Source organism: Rhizobium ecuadorense (genome assembly GCF_001187535.1).
Classification (GTDB): domain Bacteria; phylum Pseudomonadota; class Alphaproteobacteria; order Rhizobiales; family Rhizobiaceae; genus Rhizobium; species Rhizobium ecuadorense.
Map to the genome: position 1 here is coordinate 1 of NZ_LFIO01000108.1, position 207 is coordinate 207.

A 207-nucleotide genomic window follows, 5' to 3' on the forward strand; every position below is an offset into this window, starting at 1 on the left:
GGGAATTGACCCTCGATCAGCTCGACCTCACTTTCAACGAAGGACCGAATGTCTATGAAGCGCCCATACACTTGAAGGCATCAGGCGGCGTTTTCATCATCGACGACTTCGGGCGTCAACAAGTGGCGCCGCAGGCGCTCATCAATCGCTGGATTGTGCCGCTCGAGCGTGGATATGACCTGTCTCTTTATACACATCTGACGCTGC

General features: G+C 54.6%; 1 pseudogene. It reads left to right on the forward strand.

Annotated elements, in window-relative coordinates:
• Positions 1-207, forward strand: a pseudogene (locus AF337_RS03930) (AAA family ATPase); the annotation flags it as partial.